Origin of the sequence: Xenorhabdus doucetiae (assembly GCF_000968195.1) — a bacterium.
GTDB lineage: Bacteria > Pseudomonadota > Gammaproteobacteria > Enterobacterales > Enterobacteriaceae > Xenorhabdus > Xenorhabdus doucetiae.
The window spans coordinates 763787-784915 of the sequence record NZ_FO704550.1 but is presented as its reverse complement, the minus strand read 5'-3'; the positions used below and the strand labels follow the sequence as shown (position 1 = coordinate 784915).

The window sequence follows — 21129 nt, the reverse complement described above, 5'->3', positions numbered from 1 at the left end:
ATTATCTCCCGCGCTGAGGCCACAACCAAGCCGCGCCGCGCACACCACTGGAATCACCATGCACGGCCTTTCTGATTGGGGTTGCACATTCCCCACCAAAAATCCACTCTTTGACTAAATCAGGCAACGTCAGGTAAAGGCGATCAACGTTGCTCATTCCGCCACCAAGTACAATCACATCCGGGTCCAGTAAATTAATCACCTGTGCCAACGCCCGCGCCAAACGCTTTTCATAACGACGCATCGCTAATTCTGCGAATTCATCCCCCTGTGCCAGAGCCTCAATGATTTCATGGCCTTTCTTCTGCACTCCGCTCAAGCGGAAGTAATCCGTCATAAATCCAGTACCCGACACAAATGTTTCGGTACAACCCGGTTTACCACAAAAACAGCGCACGGCATCCTGATAGGCGCGATCTTCTTCATCCATCCACGGTAATGGGTTATGTCCCCACTCTCCGGCCAATCCATTACCGCCGGCATGAAGGCACCCCCTAAATGCAATTCCTGAGCCACAGCCCGTCCCGATGATAACGGCAAATACCATTGGCATTCCTTCACCGGCACCATCAGTGGCTTCCGATACCGCCAGACAATTAGCATCGTTGGCGATGCGGATTTCGCGCCCTAACAAGGCCGCGATATCCTTATCCAATCGCTGTCCATTCAGCCAGACTGAGTTGGCATTTTTGACTTTTCCGGTAAAAGGCGAAATCACACCAGGAATGCCAATCCCCACAGTTCCTTGCTGCCCGGTTGCCTGTTCCGCATCACTAATCAGTCCAACAATAGCTTCCAAGGTTTTTTGATAATCATTTTGAGGCGTATCAACCCGTTTGCGAAATAACGCTTCCCCCTGATCGCCCAATGCAATCACTTCAATCTTGGTGCCACCGAGATCAATGCCTATACGCATAACTTACCTTTTCTATTTAGCCGGATGAGGCTTTTTATTATATGAAAATGAGAAAGTTATTATAGGAAACTGATGAAGTTCTAGGGCTTCGTCACATGATTCGTTATTATGCAGCCTTATGTTTTAAGATGACCTTTGTCACGATGCGCAACAATATGGGGTAACCGCATGTTATGGTTCAAAAATTTAATGATTTACCGTTTAAACCGAGAGATCTCCCTTTCGGCGGATGAACTGGAAAAACAATTAAGCCCATTGGCATTCACCCCATGCGGCAGCCAAGATATGATGAAAACGGGTTGGGTTTCTCCACTGGGTTCCCACGGTGACGCATTAACCCACGCTTGTGGCAATCAGATTGTTATCTGCGCACGCAAGGAAGAAAAAATGCTGCCTTCCCCGGTGATCAAACAGGAATTACAGGCCAAAATAGCCCGTCTGGAAGGTGAACAACACCGCAAGCTGAAAAAAACCGAAAAAGATTCACTGAAAGATGAAGTGATCCACACGCTGCTGCCACGGGCATTCAGCCGTTTCAGCCAAACCTATATTTGGATCGATACCGTCAACCATTTGATCATCGTTGATGCCGCTAGCGCAAAACGCGCAGAAGATAATCTGGCACTGCTGAGAAAAACATTGGGTTCACTGCCCGTTGTTCCCCTGACGTTCACCGATCCCATTGAGTTGACGCTCACTGAATGGGTACGTTCAGGTGATCTTCCTGCTGGTTATGCCCTGATGGATGAAGCCGAACTAAAAGCCGTGCTGGAAGAAGGTGGTGTGATCCGCTGTAAGAAGCAGGATTTGGTCTCAGACGAAATCGCGACCCATATTGAATCCGGCAAATATGTCACTAAGCTGGCCCTGGATTGGGAAGAGCGCATTCAGTTTATGCTGTCAGATGATGGCTCTTTCAAACGCATCAAATTCAGCGAAACCTTACGTGAGCAAAATGATGATATCGATCGCGAAGATGTTGCCCAACGATTTGATGCTGATTTTACCTTAATGACAGGTGAATTAAGTGCGTTAATCAAAAACACAATTGATGCACTGGGCGGCGAAGCCGAAAGATAGACGTAAACACCGTCATCACAGAAGAACTGCCTCAACAGTCAGGTTCATTGAGGCAGTTCGGCAAAAAAACACCCACTGTTTTTCAGCCAGTGTCTGAAAGTTGCTATCTCAATTAGAAGCGATAAACCAAGCCAACACCAAACACGTCGTCAGTGTTAATCTGCGTTTTCTTGGAAAAATCGTTGTCTTTTAGCAGGTTGAATTGATATTCAGCATAAGTGCCCATATTTTTGTTGAAATCATAGAAGGCACCGACGGAAACATATTTCACCAAATCCTCAGATCCCTTGCTTGCCGGTATGCTCTTGTCAGTCAGGTCATTCCCCAAATCTTTACCTTTGGAATAAACAAAAGCAAGTGATGGGCGCAAACCAAAATCAAACTGATACTGAGCCGTCAGTTCAATGTTTTGGGTTTTATTGGCAAACATGGTGTAGTTGTCCACGGAACTGCCAAATCGGGTTAAGTTACGGGTTTCACCATACATGGCCGCCAGATAGACGTTATTTTTGTCATACTTGGCAGAGACGATCCAGGCTTCGGCTTTATTCCCTTTTGCCAGAACCTTAGCGGTATCACTCCCCAGCTTCTGAGCTGAAGTACGGTTAGAGTTGCCGTATGAGGCACCAACGCTGATCCCATTACCAAAATCGTAGCTACTGGAGAGACCAAAACCATCACCATTCTGCCTTGAAACATCGCTACGGCTATTTCTGGTGCCACTGTCATTTTTGGCCTGATACTGCAAGGCAAAATTCAGGCCATTGACCAGACCAAAAAAGTCCGTGTTACGGTAGGTTAATAACCCGGTTGAACGCCCCATCAGGAAGTTATCGGTTGCCGCCATGGAATCACCACCAAATACCGGCAATGCGTCTGTCCATGAGTTAGCGTCATAAACGACACCATAATTACGCCCGTAATCCAGCGAACCATATTCGCCAAATTTTAACCCTGCGAAAGCCAAACGGGTTCGGGTGTTTGCACCACTCTCTACTTCTGTACCATTGGCACCCATATTAAACTCCCAGCGTCCGAAGCCAGTCAGTTTATCCGTAATTTGGGTTGAACCTTTGATACCAATACGGCCAACAGAACCATCACCATCCTGTTTATCTGATTTAGAAAAGGTTCTTTGCACATCGGCCTTTCCATATAAATCTATTTTATTACCCTCCTTATTATAAATCTCAGCAGCATTGGCTGCCCCCGTCATGAGAAGTACCGGAATTGCCATTGCTAGTGCGTTGCGTTTTATCATTATCATAATCCTCATTTATCTTGTTATTATTTAGCCACCGCCAAGAGATTCCTATTCCAAGACCCCTATTTTCTGGAATAATAAATAATCAGGTGAGCGGAGTACTTTACTTGTTTTGGTTAAACAAATGTTAAATTTGTAACAAGCAATGACGATACTAAGATCTAACGAAACCTTTTGCTAACAAAAATTAGCGAAAAATGCCATCTTGTGAAGGTTGTCACATTATAGGGATGTATCCCATAATTTAATAATATTAATTATGATAATAACTTATTAAAAACAGTAAGTTATAAATAATAAGTGACGTGATAAAAAATAGAATTTTCCATAAAGATAAGTTGTCTGCTCATATCAATTTATATTTTTTGCCAATAATTATCACAAATTGGGTGATAGTCATGATTTGATATTATTGACAACCACCTGAAAATTCTGTAAATACGCCACAAAATTCACGACGTCACTTTTCTACTTCTCATTAATCAAGGCTATAACAAAACGACTATGGTATAAAAATTCCTTACTCCCCGCACCGCAAGGAGTAAGGAAATGAATTACAATTTTAGAAAATTATTTATTTCAACATGTTATATTGCGAAGCTAAATCATCCAAAAATTCCAATTGACCATTGACCAGATTCGTTAAATATTTCTGATCAACTTTATTACCTGACAAACGGTGCAATTGAGTCGCGAATGTGTTCCACGCTTGTTCCAATTTCACCGCCTCAGCAAGCATAATGGTGCGTTCTGTATCGATTTGCATTACATCTTTTAGGCCGGCAAACCGTAGCTCCGTTTCCCGTAATGTCGCTTTCAGTGCATCGGATTCTTTTATTACCTGCTCGATTTGGTCACTGAGTTTCATTCTTGCATCAGCCAGATCGATATATTTCAATCCTTCAGAAACTTTAGCCAATATTTTTCTGGTTATCTCAACACCTTGTTTAATTGCCTGTTTAATCGCTTCTTTTTTAGGTTGTGTGAAATCCAATCCGTCAATATCACTGGCACTAGGAATAAAATCTTTAAACATATCTGCGATATTATTTTGCCGGATCACATCCTGACTTTCGATAATTTTAGCCCGTTCAGTATCCAATTTATTTCTTTTTTCGACTTTATCCTTAATATCACTCTGCAATTCTGCTTTTTGGGATTCCGTTTGTGCTAAAAGCCCCTCCAAGCGCTCCGCAATCACCATATTGCGCATATCACTAATTTTTCCAGTCAGTTGATTGGATCTGCTGCTGAAATTGACAATCACATGATCGATATCTTGCGATAATTTTTTGATCAATTGCTCACGTTCTTGCAAAAGAGCTTGACGATCATCCTCACTCAAACCGGGAACGGCCAAAGCTTCATCGATTTGATTAATTGTTTGAAAAGCCTCTCCCTCAGAGAATTGGCTAAGTATTGGAATTAATTGAGAGAGAGAAACACGTATCGATTCATTAAGATCACGGCTATAAAGCCTGAGACGTTCGACTTTTTCCCCAACAATTGCAATACCTGATGTTTGACGTTCAGCCAAGAGCCAAATAGTATTTGCCGCCTGATTGATGGCTTTAATATTAATTTCTGGATACGAGGTCTCGTTTAGAAAAACATTATTTTCAGACATTTCAATATTTCCTTATTACTTTATATTTTATTTAAAAATTTAGTTATAGAGTTTTCTGTATTCTGCTAATGCTTCATCAAAAGTTTTTATTAATTGTGTCGCAGAGCCTTGCACTTCTTTCCAAGGGCTAATAACTTGTTTAAACGTTGCGACAAAAGAGGTCAATTTTAATGCATTATTAATTTCAGCAAATTTGTCTTTAGAAGTCGTAATTTGCGTTAGCATCGTGCTCCACATAAAATCCAAATGGTTTAGGGCAACTTCTGCGTCCACCATACGAATACCAATGTCATTAAAATTAAGTGATAAATCCTGGATCACTTTTTGCAATGCACTTTTACCTTCAACTTGCTCTTGTAATACTTTGACTTCTCCAATCAATTCATTTTTCCGCTTACGTGCTTTTTCTGCTTTATCACCAAAAATACCGCCAGTAATCGCCCAGCCAATAATCCCCCCCGCCATTCCAGAAAATGCCAAACCAACGTATTTATCATAGTCTTTTTGGAGTTGATCAATCTCTTTACTCTTCTCATCAATCTTATCTTGCAGATCTTTGATAGTTGTAGAAAGATTATTATCATCCATCAGTTTTTTCTTACTATTTATTTGTGGCTGCACTCCCTGAGCAATATTGCCATTTGATAATTCCCCTCCAATGAGTATGAGTTTAAAGTCAGTTATTGCGTTTTTAACTCTCTGAGTATTTTCCTGCTGTTTTTGAATATCTTTTTTCATGCTTTCAAGGATATTCCCCAATTCGACAGCAATTTCTTTATCATCATTGGTATAAGTTATTTCAGCCAATTGCTTATCAGTTAAATCGCCTAATTTTTTCTTGACGCGTTCAATAATCGGCATCTGATCAATTATGCTAATTATTTCCCCACCCGTTTCAGTAATCTGCCTGCCTACATTTTCCAAATCAATACTCTGCTGCTGAACCTTATCTTCTACACCACTCCAGCTAAGTGCATGGTCATGGATCTCTTTAAATAAGGTTGTCATCTTTGCAGGTTTTAGCCCCTCAATATCAATATCGTTATAACCGATATATTTCTTTACCTCTTCTAACGTAAAAGGTAGTTCCAAACCACGCTTAACATATAATTTGATACTAATGAGATCTTCTTTAGTAAAGATCCCTCCCTGACGAGCAGCACCTTCTATCTGGCTGGTTAACATTTTCAAAGTAACTGCGGGAACTTCTGATACGGGTATCTTATTTTCTGTTAAAGGTTGATTTAATAACATATCGTTCTCCATTAGTATTAACGACTTAATCCAGATTAATTAAACTTTGTCTTTACCCATCTGAAAACCTCTTTTTTTAATATGATGTAAATATACATATTTACATTGACCTTAATGTGAAAAGTTAAAATTTTTATCTGGTAATTTATTTTAATCCATATTGTTTGTTTTATTTATTCTCATTACATCAGCATTGTTATTAAATGAAAATTTAATTTATTTACTATTGGAATAACTAAAAAAATTTGTTTTTTAATCCAGAACTAATCTTTATTATCAGCATATCATATAATATTTCTTAGCGTTTATTGCATTTTGTTGCAGAAGATATATCCATCAAAAAACAAAATAACAGGAGAATAGATAAAACCAAGATTAAACAGAAAGGATATGGGGGCAGAGTAATATAGAAAAAACAATCTATCTTTTACTTTTTTTAATACATAAAACCAGATTAATACTCTCGAAATAAAACAAAAAATATCATATCAGCATAAATAACCTTATCTAAGAACACTTCAATTGGTATTTATATTCAGTCAAAAGTTCCCGAAACTTTTCAAAATCAGTGAGTTTACTCAGTGCACGAATAACCCCATCGTGATGGAAGATATCCAACAAGGCATCATAACTCTCAGTAAAGTCGGTTTTGTCTACCCGGTTTATTGCGCTCAAAAATACCACATGCACACGTTCGTTTTTGCCCCAGCGTATGCCTTTTGGGCTGATGGCGACAGCAATACAGGTTTTCACCGCATCCAGTTTTATTGAGTGAGGCAGCGCTAACATGCCAAAAGCGGTTGAAGAGGCATTTTCACGCTCATAAACATAATCGATAAAATCCGCTTCCACATAGCCCTTTGTTAACATCTTCTGGCAAACCATTTCGATAAGTTCATTCCGATCGCGAAAATCAGGGTTAAAAAGAAAAAGATCGGGGTCAAAGAACAAATCCATATTTCGTTTTAATGTTGCCCACTTTCGGTTTGCCTTGGCGGTATCAATTTTGTCCATCAGCTCAGAATGTTTATCCCTTAAATGGAAAGGCGAGATGTAAACCGTTTCATAATCACGCGTCGGAGAAATATTTATCGTCGTAATCAATAGCTCAAACTCCATGCTTTCCAGTTCAGAGGGGTGAGCAACCACCTTAATGAGATTGATTTCATCGCCAAAATCACGCAATAACTGATGGTAAATTTTATTTTCAATTCCACGATAACTCGGACATAATAGCGCCGCTTTCACTTTAGTGACGTTTCTTTTTTGCCGTTCAAATTCCGCCCCAACATGTAATGCAATAAAAGAAATTTCATCCTCATTCAATTTATTATTGAAAAAGTGATTGAGTTGCAAAGAAATAAAGATAGCAATATCAAAGATGATTCTGCATTCCTTTTTGATGGTTTCTAACATGGGGTTTTTCGTGTAGATCTTATATTTCAGCCTGGTTTGTAATCCCGATAAATGTAAAGACAGTAAAGAAATAAAATCATCGGAGGCTAAGTCAATAAGATAATGTTCTTGCACGGACTGCGCAACTTTCCGCGTGAATTGGTAAAGTTCAGCGCCAACGGAATCAATAACCTCATTATCTGCCTTATTAAAATTAGTATTGGTTTTCAAAAAAAGGTAGCAAGATCTTCTTTCATTTTCAGACACAAAAATGCCAAAACTGAGTTGAAGTCTGTCGCATAATTCCTCTGAGATCGATCTCAGATCACCATTTTCTACCGGTAATCGCTGATTCTCCAAATATCTTTCCTGCTTTAATCGCTCAATCAATATCAGGAAGTGCAAAACAAGGTTAGTATAGGCAAAATCGCTCAGATACCATTCCCATTGATCAAAAATGTTGGTAATGATTTCAATCACTTCTTTGACTTGTTGACTTGCAAATGTTTTTTCCAATACTTTGACGTCAATGAAACGATAACGGGTTTGCTCAAAAATGGTATAAGAAACTAATTTTCTTAGATCATGTTCAGCACCTGAGATTTCAATATGACTATTTTTACATAAAAATTTCACGTTGAAGCGTTGAAATGATGAGTTCATTTTATATACCAATGCCTTTAAGGTAGAATCACTGATACATAAATCATTACTGAGGTCATATAGATTACTGCTTCGCTTAAATAACAAAATCGCTTTAATAACAAAGTGTGCCCTTTCTTGGTAAGTTTTGGGTAAACTGTTTTTCTGGCAATGTAACTGCTTGACTATTTTTGTTGATAATAAATTGTGGGATAATAAATATCCCTGTCGGCTGGAAATAATAATTTTCTGTTCATGTCTCTCATTAATCTCCGCAACATAATTTTTTACAGATCTTATTGATACCGCTAAGACTTGAGATAATTTTAATGCTGAAACAGGCATATTCTGCGTGAGTAGGTAATCTAATAATGCTTTTTGTTTAATCCTTAGCATAATAACACCCATAAGATTCAAAATAACGCCCCATATTACTGTTAATATTTTTATTTAAAAATAAAAAGTTGCCCCCTATGAGTGCAAACCGTCATTTGAATAGGTAATAAAAACAGTAGAGAGTGTATTTTCATCGAAAAATAGAAATTAATGAAAAACGTAAAAATAAGAGGACAACATGAAGAAAACATTTATTATGCTATGCTGCGGGGCGGGGATATCCAGTGGAATGCTGGCAACCAGAACTCGCAATGCGGCAAAAGATCAGGGGATTGCTGTTACCGTTGAAGCCAGAAGTGAAAGTGAGGTGGCAGACTATTTTTCTGTCATCGATATTCTATTTCTTGGGCCACATTATGCTTCACAGCAAAAAGAATTCCAGAAACTGGCCGACCGCTATCATATTCCTGTCATGGTTGTACCCCAAGAAATCTATGGAAGGTTAGACGGCAAGGCATTACTTGAGTTAGCCATTAATACCCTGAAAAACTAACTTGACCATTTAATTTAATATTACCAAGGAATTTTAGCGGAAAATAATTAACGAGGGATACAAAATGCAAGCGTTTATGTCTTGGCTATCCGACTCATTTGCACCCGCCATGCAAAATTTTACCAAACGACCTTGGGTCGCAGCAATTTCCGGGGCAATGCAAAAAAATATACCGTTTATTTTAGCTGGTTCACTTATCTTTTTTTATAACGTATTTCGTTCTTATTTTTTGTTTTTGCCTGACCTCGGACAAATTGCCAATTATTCCTTCGGGATGCTCGGTTTGATTACAGCTTTTATGATTGCTAACCAAATGATGGAGAAGCTGCATCATTTTCGTTATACATTGATCGCAGGGCTCACTTCGATTTGTGTTTACATGATGTTTATCAAGCCAGAATTTGCCAATGGCAATATGGTCGTGAGTTTTGACCGTTTTGGCCCTGCGGGAATATTATTAGGCATTGTCACGGGGCTGTTTGTTTCTTATCTCTTTCATTTATATACCAAGATAGGGTTTTTGAAAGAGAGTTCTCTGCCTGATTTCGTGGTCGGCTGGATACATGCGATTATTCCCATCCTGATTGCCATCGGCCTTGGAACATTGTTGGTCTTTACCTTTAATGTTGATGTTTTTTCCCAACTTCTGTCGTTCTTTTCCCCCATCGCAGCGTTCGGACAAACCCTGCCGGGCTTTATCCTTATGGCGCTGATCCCTGCAATCGCGATGTCGATGGGCATTTCGGTCTGGACGTTTACGGGGCTGCAAATGCCCATCTTTATGCTGGGGATCTCGGCTAATATTGCGCAGGTGGCTGCCGGACAACTGCCAACTAATATTGTGACTTACGAAACTTTATTTACTGCGGCCTTAATCACGATGGGAGGAACGGGTGCCACGCTTGCCCTGAATCTTTTAATGTTGTTTTCGAAATCCAGAGAACTGAAAACAACCGGTTATATCTGCATCGGCCCGTCTTTCTTCAATATTAATGAACCGTTGGTGTTCGGTACGCCGATTGTCCTCAACCCGCTCTTAATGCTGCCAATGTGGATCAATGCCATTACCAGCCCCATTATCGTCTGGATTTTCATGCGGTCAGATTGGCTGAATATTCCGGCCAAAATGATTCAAGTGGGTCAGATACCGGCTCCGTTTTCCAGTGTCATGATTACGGAGGATTGGCGGGCGATTATTTGCTATGTGGTATTGATGGCGGTTTTCCTTATTACCTGGTATCCCTTCTTTAAGGTTTATGAAAAGAAACGGATTGAGGAAGAAAATATCAATACAAGCCAGCAGGATTGAATTGTTTAATTTTATCAGGAAGTTTAAAAATGAACCGTGAGAGCAATATCTTAACCCCCGTTGCCCTGGAAATTATTCTCAACGCAGGTAATGCAAGGGAAAAAAGTGAGGAAGCCATTCAATATGCCCATAAGGGGGATTTTGCAAATGCTCATTTATCGCTTAAGCAAGCCAGAAAAATGATGCTCGCTGCACATCATGCACAAACTGAGATTATTCAAAAAGAAACGCAAGGTGAAAATTTTCATTTAGACCTTCTGTTTATTCATGCTCAGGATACATTAATGACGATACGCAGTGAGCTTAATCTCAGAAAAGAACTTATTAACCTGTATGAATTTATTCATCATATGACCAATACAAGTCAATAAAGGAAAGTATCATGGCAGAAAATAACAACTTATTTCCGGAAAATTTTCTTTGGGGAGCATCAACCAGTGCTTATCAGGTTGAAGGGGCTGCGGAAAAATACGGTAAAAAACTTTCGCAACAAGATGTCATCAATAATAATCCCGATTTTGCAGATACGCATATCACCAGCGATCATTATCATCGTTATAAAGAAGATATTGCCTTAATGAAAGAGCTGGGTTTGAAATCTTATCGCTTTTCCATTGCATGGTCGCGTATTTTCCCGGACGGTATCGGGAAAGTAAATGATAAAGGCGTCGAATTTTATCATCATCTTATCGATGAACTGTTAGAAAATGGCATCACGCCCATTCCGACGCTATACCATTATGATATGCCGATGGCGCTGGTTGAAAAATATCATGGCTGGATCGATCGGCAAAGTGTAGAAGATTTTGCTTATTACGCTGAATTTGTAATCAAAGAATTTGGCAAGAAAGTGCAATATTGGCTGACCATCAATGAACAAAGTATTATTGTGCAGTTCTGGACGAAAAAGTGTTTAATCCCGGATCACTACCTGCATGATGAACAGATCAAATATCAGATCAATCATCATATGAATCTTGCCCATGCCATCGCCTGCAAATTAGTGCATCAATGGGTTCCCAATGGTTTAGTCGGCGCAGCTTTGGGCTATTCCGCTATTTATCCACTCACCAGCAAACCGGAAGATAATTTAGCGGCGCAAAATGCCAATGATCTGCGTAATTACTATTTCACCGATATTTATCTGAAAGGACAATATAATCAATCAGCATTAATCTATTTGAAGAATCAGGGTCTGGCACCACGTATTGAACCCGATGATATGGCGTTAATTAAAGAAGGTTATTCTGATTTTCTGGCCATTAATTACTATTGCAGCCATGCCGCCGCTGCCGCACCAAAAGGTGCTCAACGGCGAATGGATGGGTTTAATCCAACCGGGGTTAAAGGGCAAATAGATGGGCATGAAATTCAACCGGATTTCTATCAAATCCATAAAAACCCCCATCTTGATACCACCGACTGGGATTGGACAATTGACCCCATGGGATTGGAATATCTGTTGCGTGATTTATATACCCGTTATCAGAAGCCATTGATGATCACCGAAAATGGCTTTGGTGCCGATGATAAGTTGGAAGCGGATGGAACTATTCATGACAATTATCGCATTCACTATATTCAACATCATCTTCATGCGATTAAGCGCGCGATGGATTATGGGGTTAAGGTGATTTCCTATAATCCGTGGAGTTTTATTGATGTGCTTTCCACCAGCAATGGATATAAGAAAAGATACGGTTTTGTTTATGTCAATCGGACAGATCAAGAGATTAAAGATCTGGCCCGTTATAAGAAAGATTCGTTTTACTGGTATCAGGAAGTTATTCAAACTCGCGGTGGTTCATTAACGAAACGCTAATTTTATTTTTATTGGCAGGTAAATTTTATGATTGAATATTCTGTCGTGGTGACAGCACCTTCAGGGTTACATACCCGCCCTTGTGCCCAACTGTGTAATTTTGCCAAAAATTACGCTGGCAAAATTGAAATTATCCGGGGAGAGAAAAACGCTAATCTAAAAAGCATGTTTAAGGTGATGTCGATGGGAATTAAAAATGGTATGGAGGTGATTATTCGGGTTGAAGGCGATAATGAACAGGAAATGGCACAATCGGTTGTTGAGTTTATTCGTAATATAAAAGATTAAACCGTCTATATTCTATAAATTTTAAGTTACAGATCGCAAGACGAAAGCAATTTATTATCTCCCCGTGGCGCGGGGAGATAATAAATGTATCTTGAAGTATGACGAGTATATTTATTATATGGTTCAATCTTCAGTAAGGAGTAGTTTGTGATTTCTTTTGACGAAATGGAACAGGTGGCACATCAATTAATCTCGCCAACCCAACTTAATAAATATATTAAATATGGTCATGTGGGTGCAGTTATTCAAAGTAAATCTGGCCATATTTATACCGGAATTAATATTGATACCGCCTGTTCCATGGGATTTTGTGCCGAACACGGCGCCATTGCAGAGATGATAAAACAGGGCGAAACCCGGATAATCAGGATGATTGCGGTGAATCGGCATGGCAATATCCTTCCCCCCTGCGGCCGTTGCCGGGAGTTTATCAGCCAAATCCATCCAGAAAATATCCATGCAGAAGTAAAAGTCACGCAAGAAAAAGTGTTGTTGCTCAGTGAATTGTTACCTTTTGACTGGAAAAAGCAGTATTAGTCAGTTGCTGAAACTGCCCGATTAACTATTCGGGCAATACAATCAAAGAAGCAAGTTTTCTTGTTGAATTTAGGCTAGCTTAACCCTATTATTACCTCCAGTAATGAGCAAATATTAACCATCCACTTTAGGTCACCGGGTTTGAGGAGAGGATATGCCAAAGAGATTGGTCATTCCTGAAAAGATCAATGAAGTTTTCGCTCATTTGAACGAAAGCTCAGATAATCGCACCCTCTATGCCTCATTAATGGATGGGGAAGATATAGCGATCCATATAAAAGGATTATCCCTTGCTCCCGGCTATCGCATGGTTCGTGTTGATAATCGATTGGCTGATAAGATTACTCAGTCTCATTTTGAGTTAGCTCTGATTAACGATATATCGAAAGAAGTTGCTTATTATAATCGAGTGGTTATACAGCCTGATATCGAGTTAAATTGCCGTCCTGTCACTCAAATTCTCGTTTGGCGTATTAGAACACCTCAACATCGAGCAGTTCTGCGTGACTTAGCGGGTAAGGTGTTCTTTGATTACTTGCTGGAGCACTATAGCGTAATAGTCTCTGACATGAACCAGACTAATGATGGCATGGCTTTTTGGCAGGATCGTATGTATGACGCTTTGGTGTATCATTTGCATGTTTACGCTTATGACATGATAACCTGCGAATTGCGCAAGATCCTAACCCAAGATGATGTTAGCCGGCAAGAGAGGTGGTTATGGGGAGATCCCGAACATCATCAAAATCGACTGGCAATCATTTCTAAAAACGAATTGCCAATACCGAAAGAATAAACAAGAACCCGCCCTGAACTGCTTGTTATTCATCTCCCCCTTGATGCTAAAAGCGCGTTTCACTCACAATTAGCATTCAGGAGGGAGAATTCCGCCGGTCTTGTTAAAAAAAGCGCTATTGAGCGGAAACGGATTCCATCCCCACCAATCCCACTTTGAGATAACCCGCTTTGCGTAAGGAATCCATTACACTCATCAGAGTTTCATAATCTACTGTTTTATCAGCTTGGAAGAAAATCGTCGTGTCTTTGTTGGATTGTGTGGTTTGATCCAAAACCAAAGATAAGTTATTGCGATCAACGACCTGCTCTCCCACATACAACTGCTTATCCGCTTTCACCGTCAAAAATACCGGTTTTTCTGGCCGTGGCTGCGGTTTAGCGGTCGATGCCGGCAAATCAACTTTGATATCTACGGTTGCCAATGGCGCTGCCACCATGAAAATAATCAACAGCACCAACATCACGTCAATAAATGGCGTGACGTTAATTTCATGCAATTCACCGTTATCGTCCAAATCTTCATTAAGACGTATTGCCATAATTGATTACCTTGCTTCTGCTTTTTCTGCTTTGCTTTCAGCCAGATCAAGATCACGCCCCAGCAACAGGACTGCCTTGGCCGCCATGTCGCCCACCTGACCACGGTATGATGCAATCACACGGGCAAAGACGTTATAAATCACAACCGCCGGGATCGCGGCCACCAGCCCCAGTGCTGTTGCTAACAAGGCTTCCGCAATACCCGGTGCAACAACCGCCAGATTCGTGGTTTGTGACTGAGCAATACCGATAAAGCTGTTCATGATCCCCCAAACTGTACCAAACAGTCCCACAAATGGGGAGATTGCGCCGATGGTCGCCAGATAGCCGTTACCACGCCCCATACCGCGGCTAATGGCAGCAACGGCACGCTCCATGCGGAACGAGGTTCGCTCTTTGGTGCCCACTTTATCGAGGCTGTCAACAGACAGGGCGCGCTCTGACTGTGCTTCACTCAACAACAGGCGGCTAATGCTGCGATTGCCAAAATCTGCTGCGATTTTCACCGCCGTATCCAGATTGGCAGCATCGACCAGCGCCAGTTGCTCCTTACGTAAACGGCGGCGAGCCATTAGCAGTTCAAATCCTTTAGAGAAAAATAGCGCCCATGTGATAACAGAAGCGATGACCAGACCCACCATGACGGTTTTTACGACGACGTCCGCGTTTTGGTACATGCCCCAAACAGACAAATCTGTTGCGAAACCACCGGACTGGCTGTCAGAAGAGGCACCTTCAACCGGTGCGACAACCGTTTCTGTCGTCACGGTTTCTGTCGCGACGACATTTTCTGCGCTATCTGCTGCCGCGGTTTGCGTGTCTGGGGTTGAGGGTGCATCTGTTTTCTGCATATCCGTGCTTGATCCCACCGCTTGCGCTGCTGTGGAAGATACGGGTGTTGCAGGAGCGGCTACCTGAGCAGCAGCCTGATTTTCTGGCGCGGCTGGCGCTGTGTCAGCCCATGCTGAACTTGTTAATCCGAGTGCCAATAGAATAGAAGCTGTCAAATTACGCATCAGTTAGCCTTACTCTCTTTCTTATAGATTCTGTTACTTAGCAATGAATCAGGTTTACTCATCTTGCTAATCCTAATATTCCTGAGGAAAAATTCCGCTGTAAATGATATCAGACATTGCACGATTTGATAGTAATTATCATTACTATTTAATAAAAAAGTCCAACTTAATGCTGTTCCTTCGTTAATCGATTTTGGTTTACCCTCGGCAACTCACCTTGAATTTTCGTCAAGTTGCGCGAATCCCTTTGGCAAAACAGCGCCAAATCTTTTAACTTTCTAATCATTATTTGAACAATGCCATTGAGATTAGGCAGGAAATGCACTTGGGGGAATGATGCCATGACAGAAAAAAAACGAGAAACCTTATTGGTCAGTGCGGGGAGAGACAAAAAGTATACACAAGGTGCGGTTAATCCCTTTATTCAGCGGACTTCATCTGTCATTTTCGATACCGTTGAAGACTTAAAACATGCTTTGAACAACTGTGACAAAGGGGAATTATTTTATGGGCGGCGTGGCACACTGACCCATTTTGCCTTTCAGGCCGCGATGGCTGAATTGGAAGGCGGAGCAGGCTGTGCACTCTATCCTTCCGGCACGGCAGCGATTACCCACTCTATTCTAGCATTTGTGGAAACCGGCGATCATGTTTTAATCACCGGTACGGCCTATGAACCCACGCAAAAATTTTGCGATCACGTTCTGAAAAAAATGGGAATTTCCAGCGATTATTTTGATCCCATGATCGGCGAAAACATCTCGTCGTTGATCCAACCCAATACCAAAGTTATCTTTCTGGAATCCCCCGGCTCCCTGACGATGGAAGTGCAAGATATTCCGGCAATTGTGCGTGCCATTCGCCGGGTCAACCCTGAGATTGTGGTTATCATCGATAATACTTGGGCGGCGGGTGTACTGTTTAAGGCGCTGGAGTTTGGTATCGATATTTCCGTTCAATCCGCGACAAAATATATTATTGGTCATTCAGATGGCATGTTGGGTACCGCGGTCGCCAATGCCCGATGTTGGGATCAGCTCAGAGAAGGATCTTATCTGCTCGGGCAAATTGCCGATCCCGATACGGTGTATATGGCGAACCGGGGGCTGCGCACGTTAGCGGTACGCTTAAAACAGCATGAAGAAAGCAGCCTCAAAATTGCTAAGTGGCTCGCACAGCGGCCGGAAGTCGCCGAGGTTTATCACCCGGCCTTGCCTTCTTGTCCCGGACATCAGTTCTTTCTGCGCGATTTCACCGGTGCTTGCGGGCTGTTTTCTTTTCGGCTGAATATCCCGCTTACACCGCAACAATTTGCGGATTATCTCGATAACCTGAACCATTTTAAGATGGCCTTTTCGTGGGGTGGCTTTGAGTCATTGATTCTGGGCACTCAACCAGAAACGCTTCAGCGGTTGCGTCAGTATCCTGCGCCGCAGAAAACCGGCACCTTATTCCGGCTCCATATCGGGCTGGAAGATCCACAAGACTTAATTGATGATCTGGAAGCGGGTTTTGCCCGTTTGCGGTACACTGGAGGTAAATTTGTTCGTTAATTATTTTATTCGCAAAAATCACAGGATACACAATGGAAACGTTAAGCGAGATCGTGCATGCGCTCTGGCATCATGATTTTAACCAACTGGCCAATCCAGATGTCATCTGGATTATTTATAGCGTCCTCTTTACCACGCTCGTGTTGGAAAATGGACTACTGCCAGCCGCCTTTTTACCCGGCGATACACTACTGGTGCTTTCCGGTGCCTTAATTGCCCAAGGTGTCATGAGTTTCATCCCCACCGTGGCTCTGCTGACCATCGCGGCCAGTCTGGGTTGCTGGCTGGGTTATTTGCAGGGGCGCTGGCTCGGCCATACCCGCGTTGTCAAAAACTGGCTGGCTCAACTTCCCTTGCAATATCGCCAACGTGCCAATGTGTTATTCTCCAAACACGGTCTGTCGGCCCTGCTTATCGGACGCTTTTTGGCGTTTGTCCGTACTCTCCTGCCAACATTTGCCGGTATTTCTGGCCTAAATAACAAACGCTTTCAATTTTTTAACTGGTTAAGTGGCTTCTTATGGGTCATTATTATCGTGGGTTTTGGTTATATTTTGAACCAGATCCCTTTCGTTAAAGCCCATCAAGATATGGTCATGAATATTTTGGTAATTTTGCCCATTATTCTGCTGATCAGCGGGTTGTCCGCTTCTTTACTGATGTATTGGCGTCACAAAAAAGGAGCATCAAAGAAAAGTAAGTAATCGGCTTATCGTTTTAACGCGATCGCAAAAACCACTATTTTTTCTATTTACTCGACTATCAATTTACTGGATTATCAAGCTACTGGATTATCAATCCAAGAATTGAACCAGCGTCCATTCCAACATTTTCCTGAATGGGATGGACGACCTCATCAACCAACCAACATCGAACCCACCCCCACCAAGGTCATTTTTGGCAGAAGGAGGTAAGAATGGGTCAGCAGACAATTATTAAACTCGTTGATGACAATCACATGCCACAATTGGGGCTTGGGGTTTGGAAAGCGAGTAATGAACAGGTTGTTAAGTCTATCCATACCGCGTTAGAAGTCGGTTATCGCTCCATTGATACGGCAGCCATTTTTCATAACGAAGAAGGTGTGGGGAAAGCCTTGAAGGAGAGTGGCATCCCCCGCGAAGAAATTTTCATCACCACCAAACTTTGGAATGATCGCCATCTGGATGCTCATGCGGCATTACAAGAAAGTCTGGACAAACTACAGCTAGACTATGTTGATCTCTATCTCATTCAGTGGCCAATACCTGAACAAGGCCATTATGTTGATGCCTGGAAGCAACTGATTGAACTGAAAGCCGCGGGTCTGACTCACAGTATTGGTGTTTGTAACTTTCATATCGAACATTTACAAAAAGTGATACAGGAGACAGGGGTGGTTCCCGTCATCAACCAAATTGAACTGCATCCCTTGCTGCAACAGCGGCAACTTCATTCATGGAATGCCACCCATTATATTACAACCGAGTCATGGAGCCCGTTATCGCGGGGCGGAAAAGGTGTTTTTAATTCTCCATTGGTTGAACGTCTGGCACTTAAATACGGTAAAACCCCTGCGCAAATTGTGATTCGCTGGCATCTTGATCGTGGCATGATTGCCATTCCTAAATCCGTTACACCTTCCCGCATTAAAGAAAATTTTGACGTGTTTGATTTCAGACTGGAAAAAGAAGACTTAACCGCTATGGCTGAATTGGACATTGGTAAGCGGATAGGCCCAGATCCCGATACTTACAATCAATTTTAGCCGGAAAAATGCACACCATAGATTCAATTTATCCCTTTCATTCAACTCATCCCAACAGACCTGAATTCTGTGTTTCAACGGAGTTCAGGTCATGTGCCTGAGCATTTATAACACGATATTCATAATACAATATTCATAACACAATAATTTATTAACAAAATCAGAAATATTAATAATAACTATGTTTACTATTTATATATGAACCATCATATAGACTTACTTCACGACGCTAAATAACAGCCATATTAAACAGATAACTGAAAATATTGGCCTGTCTACAGCGAAAATTCACCTATTAACTTTAACTCCTCAAACAGAAAACTTAAGGAAATGATAATGGTTTACATAGTTATTTCTTTATTAATGCTTATCCCTTTTTTCTTTACCTTGAAATGGTTCCTGTTGTCGCACCGGATCTACCACAATGCGGCGGGGATCTTGCTGGCAATCGCCGCGATGGCTTTTCATATGTATATCTTTCGGTTTGATAATATTCCCATTGTGCATATTGAGGTCTCCCATCGACCGATCGTGTTTTATGGCGCAGTCATGATCGCGCTTCTGCATGGTGTCCTCTATTCCATCTGTTTCAAGCGGTATTATGGGAACAAACAATAAGGAAAGCCATCCAAGCAATAACCAACGGTAACATTACGTTACCGTTGGGGATCATCATCCTGATCTTTATGTTCTGCTTCATCAGAAGATTTGGTATTGGCCGTCAGCAGATAAGGAGACTGTTGCCAACGGCTGGGGGAGAGTTTCAGTAAGTTATGAGCCAGAATAAAGCCAATCGCCAGGGATAGCAGGAGCATTATCCTCAGTAAGTTAGTTGTGTTATCGACCTGCTTGGCCTCGGTTGCCAATCGATGAGTATCCAGAGTCAGGCGAAGAAAACCTTTAGGATGATTTTTCCCTGGTATCGGCACAACGATTTGTTGGTTAAAGTAACTACTGGATTTTTTGCCTTCCAGCGATAACCGTTCACGAACAGAAACCGGTTCACCACTTCGGGCTATCTGTGTTCCACTCTCCAGATAGACACTGGCATCCAAAATGCGGCTGTTGCTCGTCAAGTAATCTAAATTAGCAACAATCTTTTTATTATTAAGATCTTTGCTACCATTCTCCATATAATCAGACAAGCTGAATGCGACCTGTTTTGCCAAGGTCTTTGCCAGATCTTCAAACTGATCCATATGCGCCTGTTGTTGAGAACGGCTGAAATAGGAAACTCCCTGCATCAGCAGTACTAACAGTGCTATACATATTAATATAATCGCCGTCTTGTGCAGTCTAATTTTTAGCTTTGCTTTTATCATCGTTATCTCATCCCACGCTTAGAAAGCACATGTTGCCAGATGCGGTATTGATAGGATAGTTTGAAAAGCGTTTTTTGCCTGCACCAAATTATACGGAATTACAGGAGTTGATATTCATGTCTAATAATCTGGCCTATCGCTATTTACCGGACGAGATCCACAAATGGCCCGGATTACCCTTGTCCCTCAGTGGTGATGAAGTGATGCCACTGGATTACCGAGCAGGAGATAGTGGCTGGTTGCTGTATGGACGCGGTTTGGATAAACAGCGTATCAGTGATTTTCAGCACCGATTGGGCGCAGCCATGGTGGTGGTCTCTTCATGGCGGATCGATGATTATCAGGTTGTCCGTATTGCCGGTAGCCTTTCGCCCCGCGTTAAACGACTGGCAGACGAATGCCGTTTGGATGTCGTTCCATTGGGGCAGATCCCCCGCCTTCGCGCACCGGGCTTATTGGTGATGGATATGGATTCCACTGCTATCCAGATTGAGTGCATTGATGAGATTGCCCGTCTGGCCGGCGTGGGTGATAAGGTGGCGGCAATCACCGAGCGGGCGATGCAGGGCGAACTGGATTTTTCAGACAGTCTGCGCGAACGGGTTGCCCAACTGGCCGGTGCTGACGTCTCGATTTTGCAGCACGTGATGGACACACTGCCACTGATGCCGGGGCTAACCAGCCTGGTTCGCAAGTTACAATCATTAGACTGGCATGTCGCGATTGCCTCCGGTGGTTTCACTTTTTTTGCCGATAATCTTCGCCAGCAGTTACGTCTTTTTGATGCAATTGCCAATCAACTGGAGATCAGAGATGGCAAGCTGACCGGTAAAGTCAAAGGGCCGATTGTTGATGCAAAATATAAGGCAACCACGTTGATCAGGTTGGCAAAAGCGCTGGATATTCCCCTAAGCCAAACTGTCGCCATCGGAGATGGTGCCAATGATCTGAAAATGATCCGCAAGGCCGGGTTGGGCATCGCCTATCACGCTAAGCCCAAAGTGTATGCTCAGGCCAAAGTGGCTATCCGCCATGCAGATTTAATGGGCGTTCTGTGTGTATTGAGCGGTGGTTTGAAACACGAAGAACGTTAATGCCAACCGACAAAAATCATTATATTGAGGAAGTAC

The 21129-nt window shown here is 42.0% G+C and carries 21 protein-coding genes; 13 read left to right on the top strand and 8 right to left on the bottom strand.

The genetic code is table 11. From position 1 onward, the window contains the following. Position 1: 1 nt before the first annotated feature. On the bottom strand, positions 2–916 hold the full coding sequence (mak, locus tag XDD1_RS03790) for a fructokinase (protein ID WP_045968832.1): 915 nt from the start codon (positions 914–916) through the stop codon (positions 2–4). A gap of 168 nt (positions 917–1084) precedes the next feature. Here mak and rdgC point away from each other — a divergent pair, with 168 nt between their 5' ends. Then, entirely contained in the window at positions 1085–1996 is a 912-nt protein-coding gene (gene rdgC, locus XDD1_RS03785; RefSeq protein WP_045968830.1) for a recombination-associated protein RdgC, read from the top strand. 112 nt (positions 1997–2108) lie between these two features. Here rdgC and XDD1_RS03780 read toward each other — a convergent pair whose 3' ends face one another. The 4 genes from XDD1_RS03780 to XDD1_RS03765 all read right to left on the bottom strand — a co-directional run bounded on the left by XDD1_RS03780 (position 2109) and on the right by XDD1_RS03765 (position 8523). Next, positions 2109–3257: a porin gene (locus XDD1_RS03780; RefSeq protein ID WP_045968828.1), complete on the bottom strand. Its 1149-nt coding sequence runs from the start codon at positions 3255–3257 to the stop codon at positions 2109–2111. A gap of 577 nt (positions 3258–3834) precedes the next feature. Continuing rightward, a complete protein-coding gene (locus XDD1_RS03775; protein ID WP_045968826.1) occupies positions 3835–4887 on the bottom strand; it encodes an alpha-xenorhabdolysin family binary toxin subunit B in 1053 nt (350 codons plus the stop codon). A 39-nt stretch (positions 4888–4926) separates the two neighbouring features. Beyond that, on the bottom strand, positions 4927–6141 hold the full coding sequence (locus XDD1_RS03770) for an alpha-xenorhabdolysin family binary toxin subunit A (RefSeq protein ID WP_148885885.1): 1215 nt from the start codon (positions 6139–6141) through the stop codon (positions 4927–4929). Positions 6142–6648: 507 nt separating this feature from the next. Next, on the bottom strand, positions 6649–8523 hold the full coding sequence (locus tag XDD1_RS03765) for a BglG family transcription antiterminator (protein WP_167541620.1): 1875 nt from the start codon (positions 8521–8523) through the stop codon (positions 6649–6651). 229 nt (positions 8524–8752) lie between these two features. Here XDD1_RS03765 and XDD1_RS03760 point away from each other — a divergent pair, with 229 nt between their 5' ends. From XDD1_RS03760 to XDD1_RS03730, 7 genes are all read left to right on the top strand, one after another. Next, entirely contained in the window at positions 8753–9067 is a 315-nt protein-coding gene (locus tag XDD1_RS03760) for a PTS sugar transporter subunit IIB (protein WP_045968820.1), read from the top strand. 64 nt (positions 9068–9131) lie between these two features. Further along, a complete protein-coding gene (locus tag XDD1_RS03755) occupies positions 9132–10376 on the top strand; it encodes a PTS transporter subunit EIIC (protein ID WP_045968818.1) in 1245 nt (414 codons plus the stop codon). Further along, positions 10373–10747, top strand: coding sequence for a PTS lactose/cellobiose transporter subunit IIA (locus tag XDD1_RS03750; protein ID WP_231854454.1), 375 nt, complete (start codon positions 10373–10375; stop codon positions 10745–10747). Before XDD1_RS03755 ends, XDD1_RS03750 begins: the two co-directional genes overlap by 4 nt. Positions 10748–10758: 11 nt before the next feature. Further along, positions 10759–12198: a glycoside hydrolase family 1 protein gene (locus XDD1_RS03745; RefSeq protein ID WP_045968814.1), complete on the top strand. Its 1440-nt coding sequence runs from the start codon at positions 10759–10761 to the stop codon at positions 12196–12198. Between the two features lie 27 nt (positions 12199–12225). Then, positions 12226–12486, top strand: coding sequence for an HPr family phosphocarrier protein (locus tag XDD1_RS03740; protein ID WP_045968812.1), 261 nt, complete (start codon positions 12226–12228; stop codon positions 12484–12486). A 147-nt stretch (positions 12487–12633) separates the two neighbouring features. Next, entirely contained in the window at positions 12634–13023 is a 390-nt protein-coding gene (locus XDD1_RS03735; protein WP_197540999.1) for a cytidine deaminase family protein, read from the top strand. A 154-nt stretch (positions 13024–13177) separates the two neighbouring features. Beyond that, positions 13178–13819: a hypothetical protein gene (locus XDD1_RS03730; RefSeq protein WP_045968810.1), complete on the top strand. Its 642-nt coding sequence runs from the start codon at positions 13178–13180 to the stop codon at positions 13817–13819. Positions 13820–13934: 115 nt separating this feature from the next. On the opposite strand, the gene exbD is transcribed toward XDD1_RS03730, so the two are convergent. Both exbD and exbB read right to left on the bottom strand, forming a co-directional pair. Further along, positions 13935–14360, bottom strand: a complete 426-nt coding sequence (gene exbD / locus XDD1_RS03725; protein WP_045968808.1) for a TonB system transport protein ExbD — start codon at positions 14358–14360, stop codon at positions 13935–13937. Between the two features lie 6 nt (positions 14361–14366). Beyond that, positions 14367–15377: a tonB-system energizer ExbB gene (gene exbB / locus XDD1_RS03720; protein ID WP_045968806.1), complete on the bottom strand. Its 1011-nt coding sequence runs from the start codon at positions 15375–15377 to the stop codon at positions 14367–14369. A 341-nt stretch (positions 15378–15718) separates the two neighbouring features. Between exbB and metC the strand changes: the two genes are divergently transcribed. The 4 genes from metC to XDD1_RS03700 all read left to right on the top strand — a co-directional run bounded on the left by metC (position 15719) and on the right by XDD1_RS03700 (position 19295). After that, positions 15719–16930, top strand: coding sequence for a cystathionine beta-lyase (metC, locus tag XDD1_RS03715; protein WP_045968804.1), 1212 nt, complete (start codon positions 15719–15721; stop codon positions 16928–16930). A 32-nt stretch (positions 16931–16962) separates the two neighbouring features. Continuing rightward, the gene (locus tag XDD1_RS03710) at positions 16963–17634 is read left to right on the top strand and encodes a DedA family protein (RefSeq protein WP_045968802.1); all 672 of its coding nucleotides are present in this window, start codon (positions 16963–16965) and stop codon (positions 17632–17634) included. Between the two features lie 212 nt (positions 17635–17846). Next, positions 17847–18677: a 2,5-didehydrogluconate reductase DkgA gene (dkgA, locus tag XDD1_RS03705; protein WP_045968799.1), complete on the top strand. Its 831-nt coding sequence runs from the start codon at positions 17847–17849 to the stop codon at positions 18675–18677. 336 nt (positions 18678–19013) lie between these two features. Then, positions 19014–19295: a hypothetical protein gene (locus tag XDD1_RS03700; RefSeq protein WP_045968797.1), complete on the top strand. Its 282-nt coding sequence runs from the start codon at positions 19014–19016 to the stop codon at positions 19293–19295. A 38-nt stretch (positions 19296–19333) separates the two neighbouring features. Here XDD1_RS03700 and XDD1_RS03695 read toward each other — a convergent pair whose 3' ends face one another. Next, entirely contained in the window at positions 19334–19999 is a 666-nt protein-coding gene (locus XDD1_RS03695) for a YtjB family periplasmic protein (RefSeq protein ID WP_045968795.1), read from the bottom strand. A gap of 116 nt (positions 20000–20115) precedes the next feature. On the opposite strand from XDD1_RS03695, the gene serB reads away from it, so the two are divergent. Then, positions 20116–21093, top strand: coding sequence for a phosphoserine phosphatase (serB, locus tag XDD1_RS03690; RefSeq protein WP_045968793.1), 978 nt, complete (start codon positions 20116–20118; stop codon positions 21091–21093). Positions 21094–21129 lie beyond the last annotated feature (36 nt).

Bases quoted from the DNA above. Each gene is read 5' to 3' on its own strand.
- mak (WP_045968832.1), bottom strand. From the start codon at position 916: ATGCGTATAGGCATTGATCTCGGTGGCACCAAGATTGAAGTGATTGCA.
- rdgC (WP_045968830.1), top strand. From the start codon at position 1,085: ATGTTATGGTTCAAAAATTTAATGATTTACCGTTTAAACCGAGAGATC.
- XDD1_RS03780 (WP_045968828.1), bottom strand. From the start codon at position 3,257: ATGATAAAACGCAACGCACTAGCAATGGCAATTCCGGTACTTCTCATG.
- XDD1_RS03775 (WP_045968826.1), bottom strand. From the start codon at position 4,887: ATGTCTGAAAATAATGTTTTTCTAAACGAGACCTCGTATCCAGAAATT.
- XDD1_RS03770 (WP_148885885.1), bottom strand. From the start codon at position 6,141: ATGTTATTAAATCAACCTTTAACAGAAAATAAGATACCCGTATCAGAA.
- XDD1_RS03765 (WP_167541620.1), bottom strand. From the start codon at position 8,523: ATGCCTGTTTCAGCATTAAAATTATCTCAAGTCTTAGCGGTATCAATA.
- XDD1_RS03760 (WP_045968820.1), top strand. From the start codon at position 8,753: ATGAAGAAAACATTTATTATGCTATGCTGCGGGGCGGGGATATCCAGT.
- XDD1_RS03755 (WP_045968818.1), top strand. From the start codon at position 9,132: ATGCAAGCGTTTATGTCTTGGCTATCCGACTCATTTGCACCCGCCATG.
- XDD1_RS03745 (WP_045968814.1), top strand. From the start codon at position 10,759: ATGGCAGAAAATAACAACTTATTTCCGGAAAATTTTCTTTGGGGAGCA.
- XDD1_RS03740 (WP_045968812.1), top strand. From the start codon at position 12,226: ATGATTGAATATTCTGTCGTGGTGACAGCACCTTCAGGGTTACATACC.
- XDD1_RS03730 (WP_045968810.1), top strand. From the start codon at position 13,178: ATGCCAAAGAGATTGGTCATTCCTGAAAAGATCAATGAAGTTTTCGCT.
- exbD (WP_045968808.1), bottom strand. From the start codon at position 14,360: ATGGCAATACGTCTTAATGAAGATTTGGACGATAACGGTGAATTGCAT.
- exbB (WP_045968806.1), bottom strand. From the start codon at position 15,377: ATGCGTAATTTGACAGCTTCTATTCTATTGGCACTCGGATTAACAAGT.
- metC (WP_045968804.1), top strand. From the start codon at position 15,719: ATGACAGAAAAAAAACGAGAAACCTTATTGGTCAGTGCGGGGAGAGAC.
- XDD1_RS03710 (WP_045968802.1), top strand. From the start codon at position 16,963: ATGGAAACGTTAAGCGAGATCGTGCATGCGCTCTGGCATCATGATTTT.
- dkgA (WP_045968799.1), top strand. From the start codon at position 17,847: ATGGGTCAGCAGACAATTATTAAACTCGTTGATGACAATCACATGCCA.
- XDD1_RS03700 (WP_045968797.1), top strand. From the start codon at position 19,014: ATGGTTTACATAGTTATTTCTTTATTAATGCTTATCCCTTTTTTCTTT.
- XDD1_RS03695 (WP_045968795.1), bottom strand. From the start codon at position 19,999: ATGATAAAAGCAAAGCTAAAAATTAGACTGCACAAGACGGCGATTATA.
- serB (WP_045968793.1), top strand. From the start codon at position 20,116: ATGTCTAATAATCTGGCCTATCGCTATTTACCGGACGAGATCCACAAA.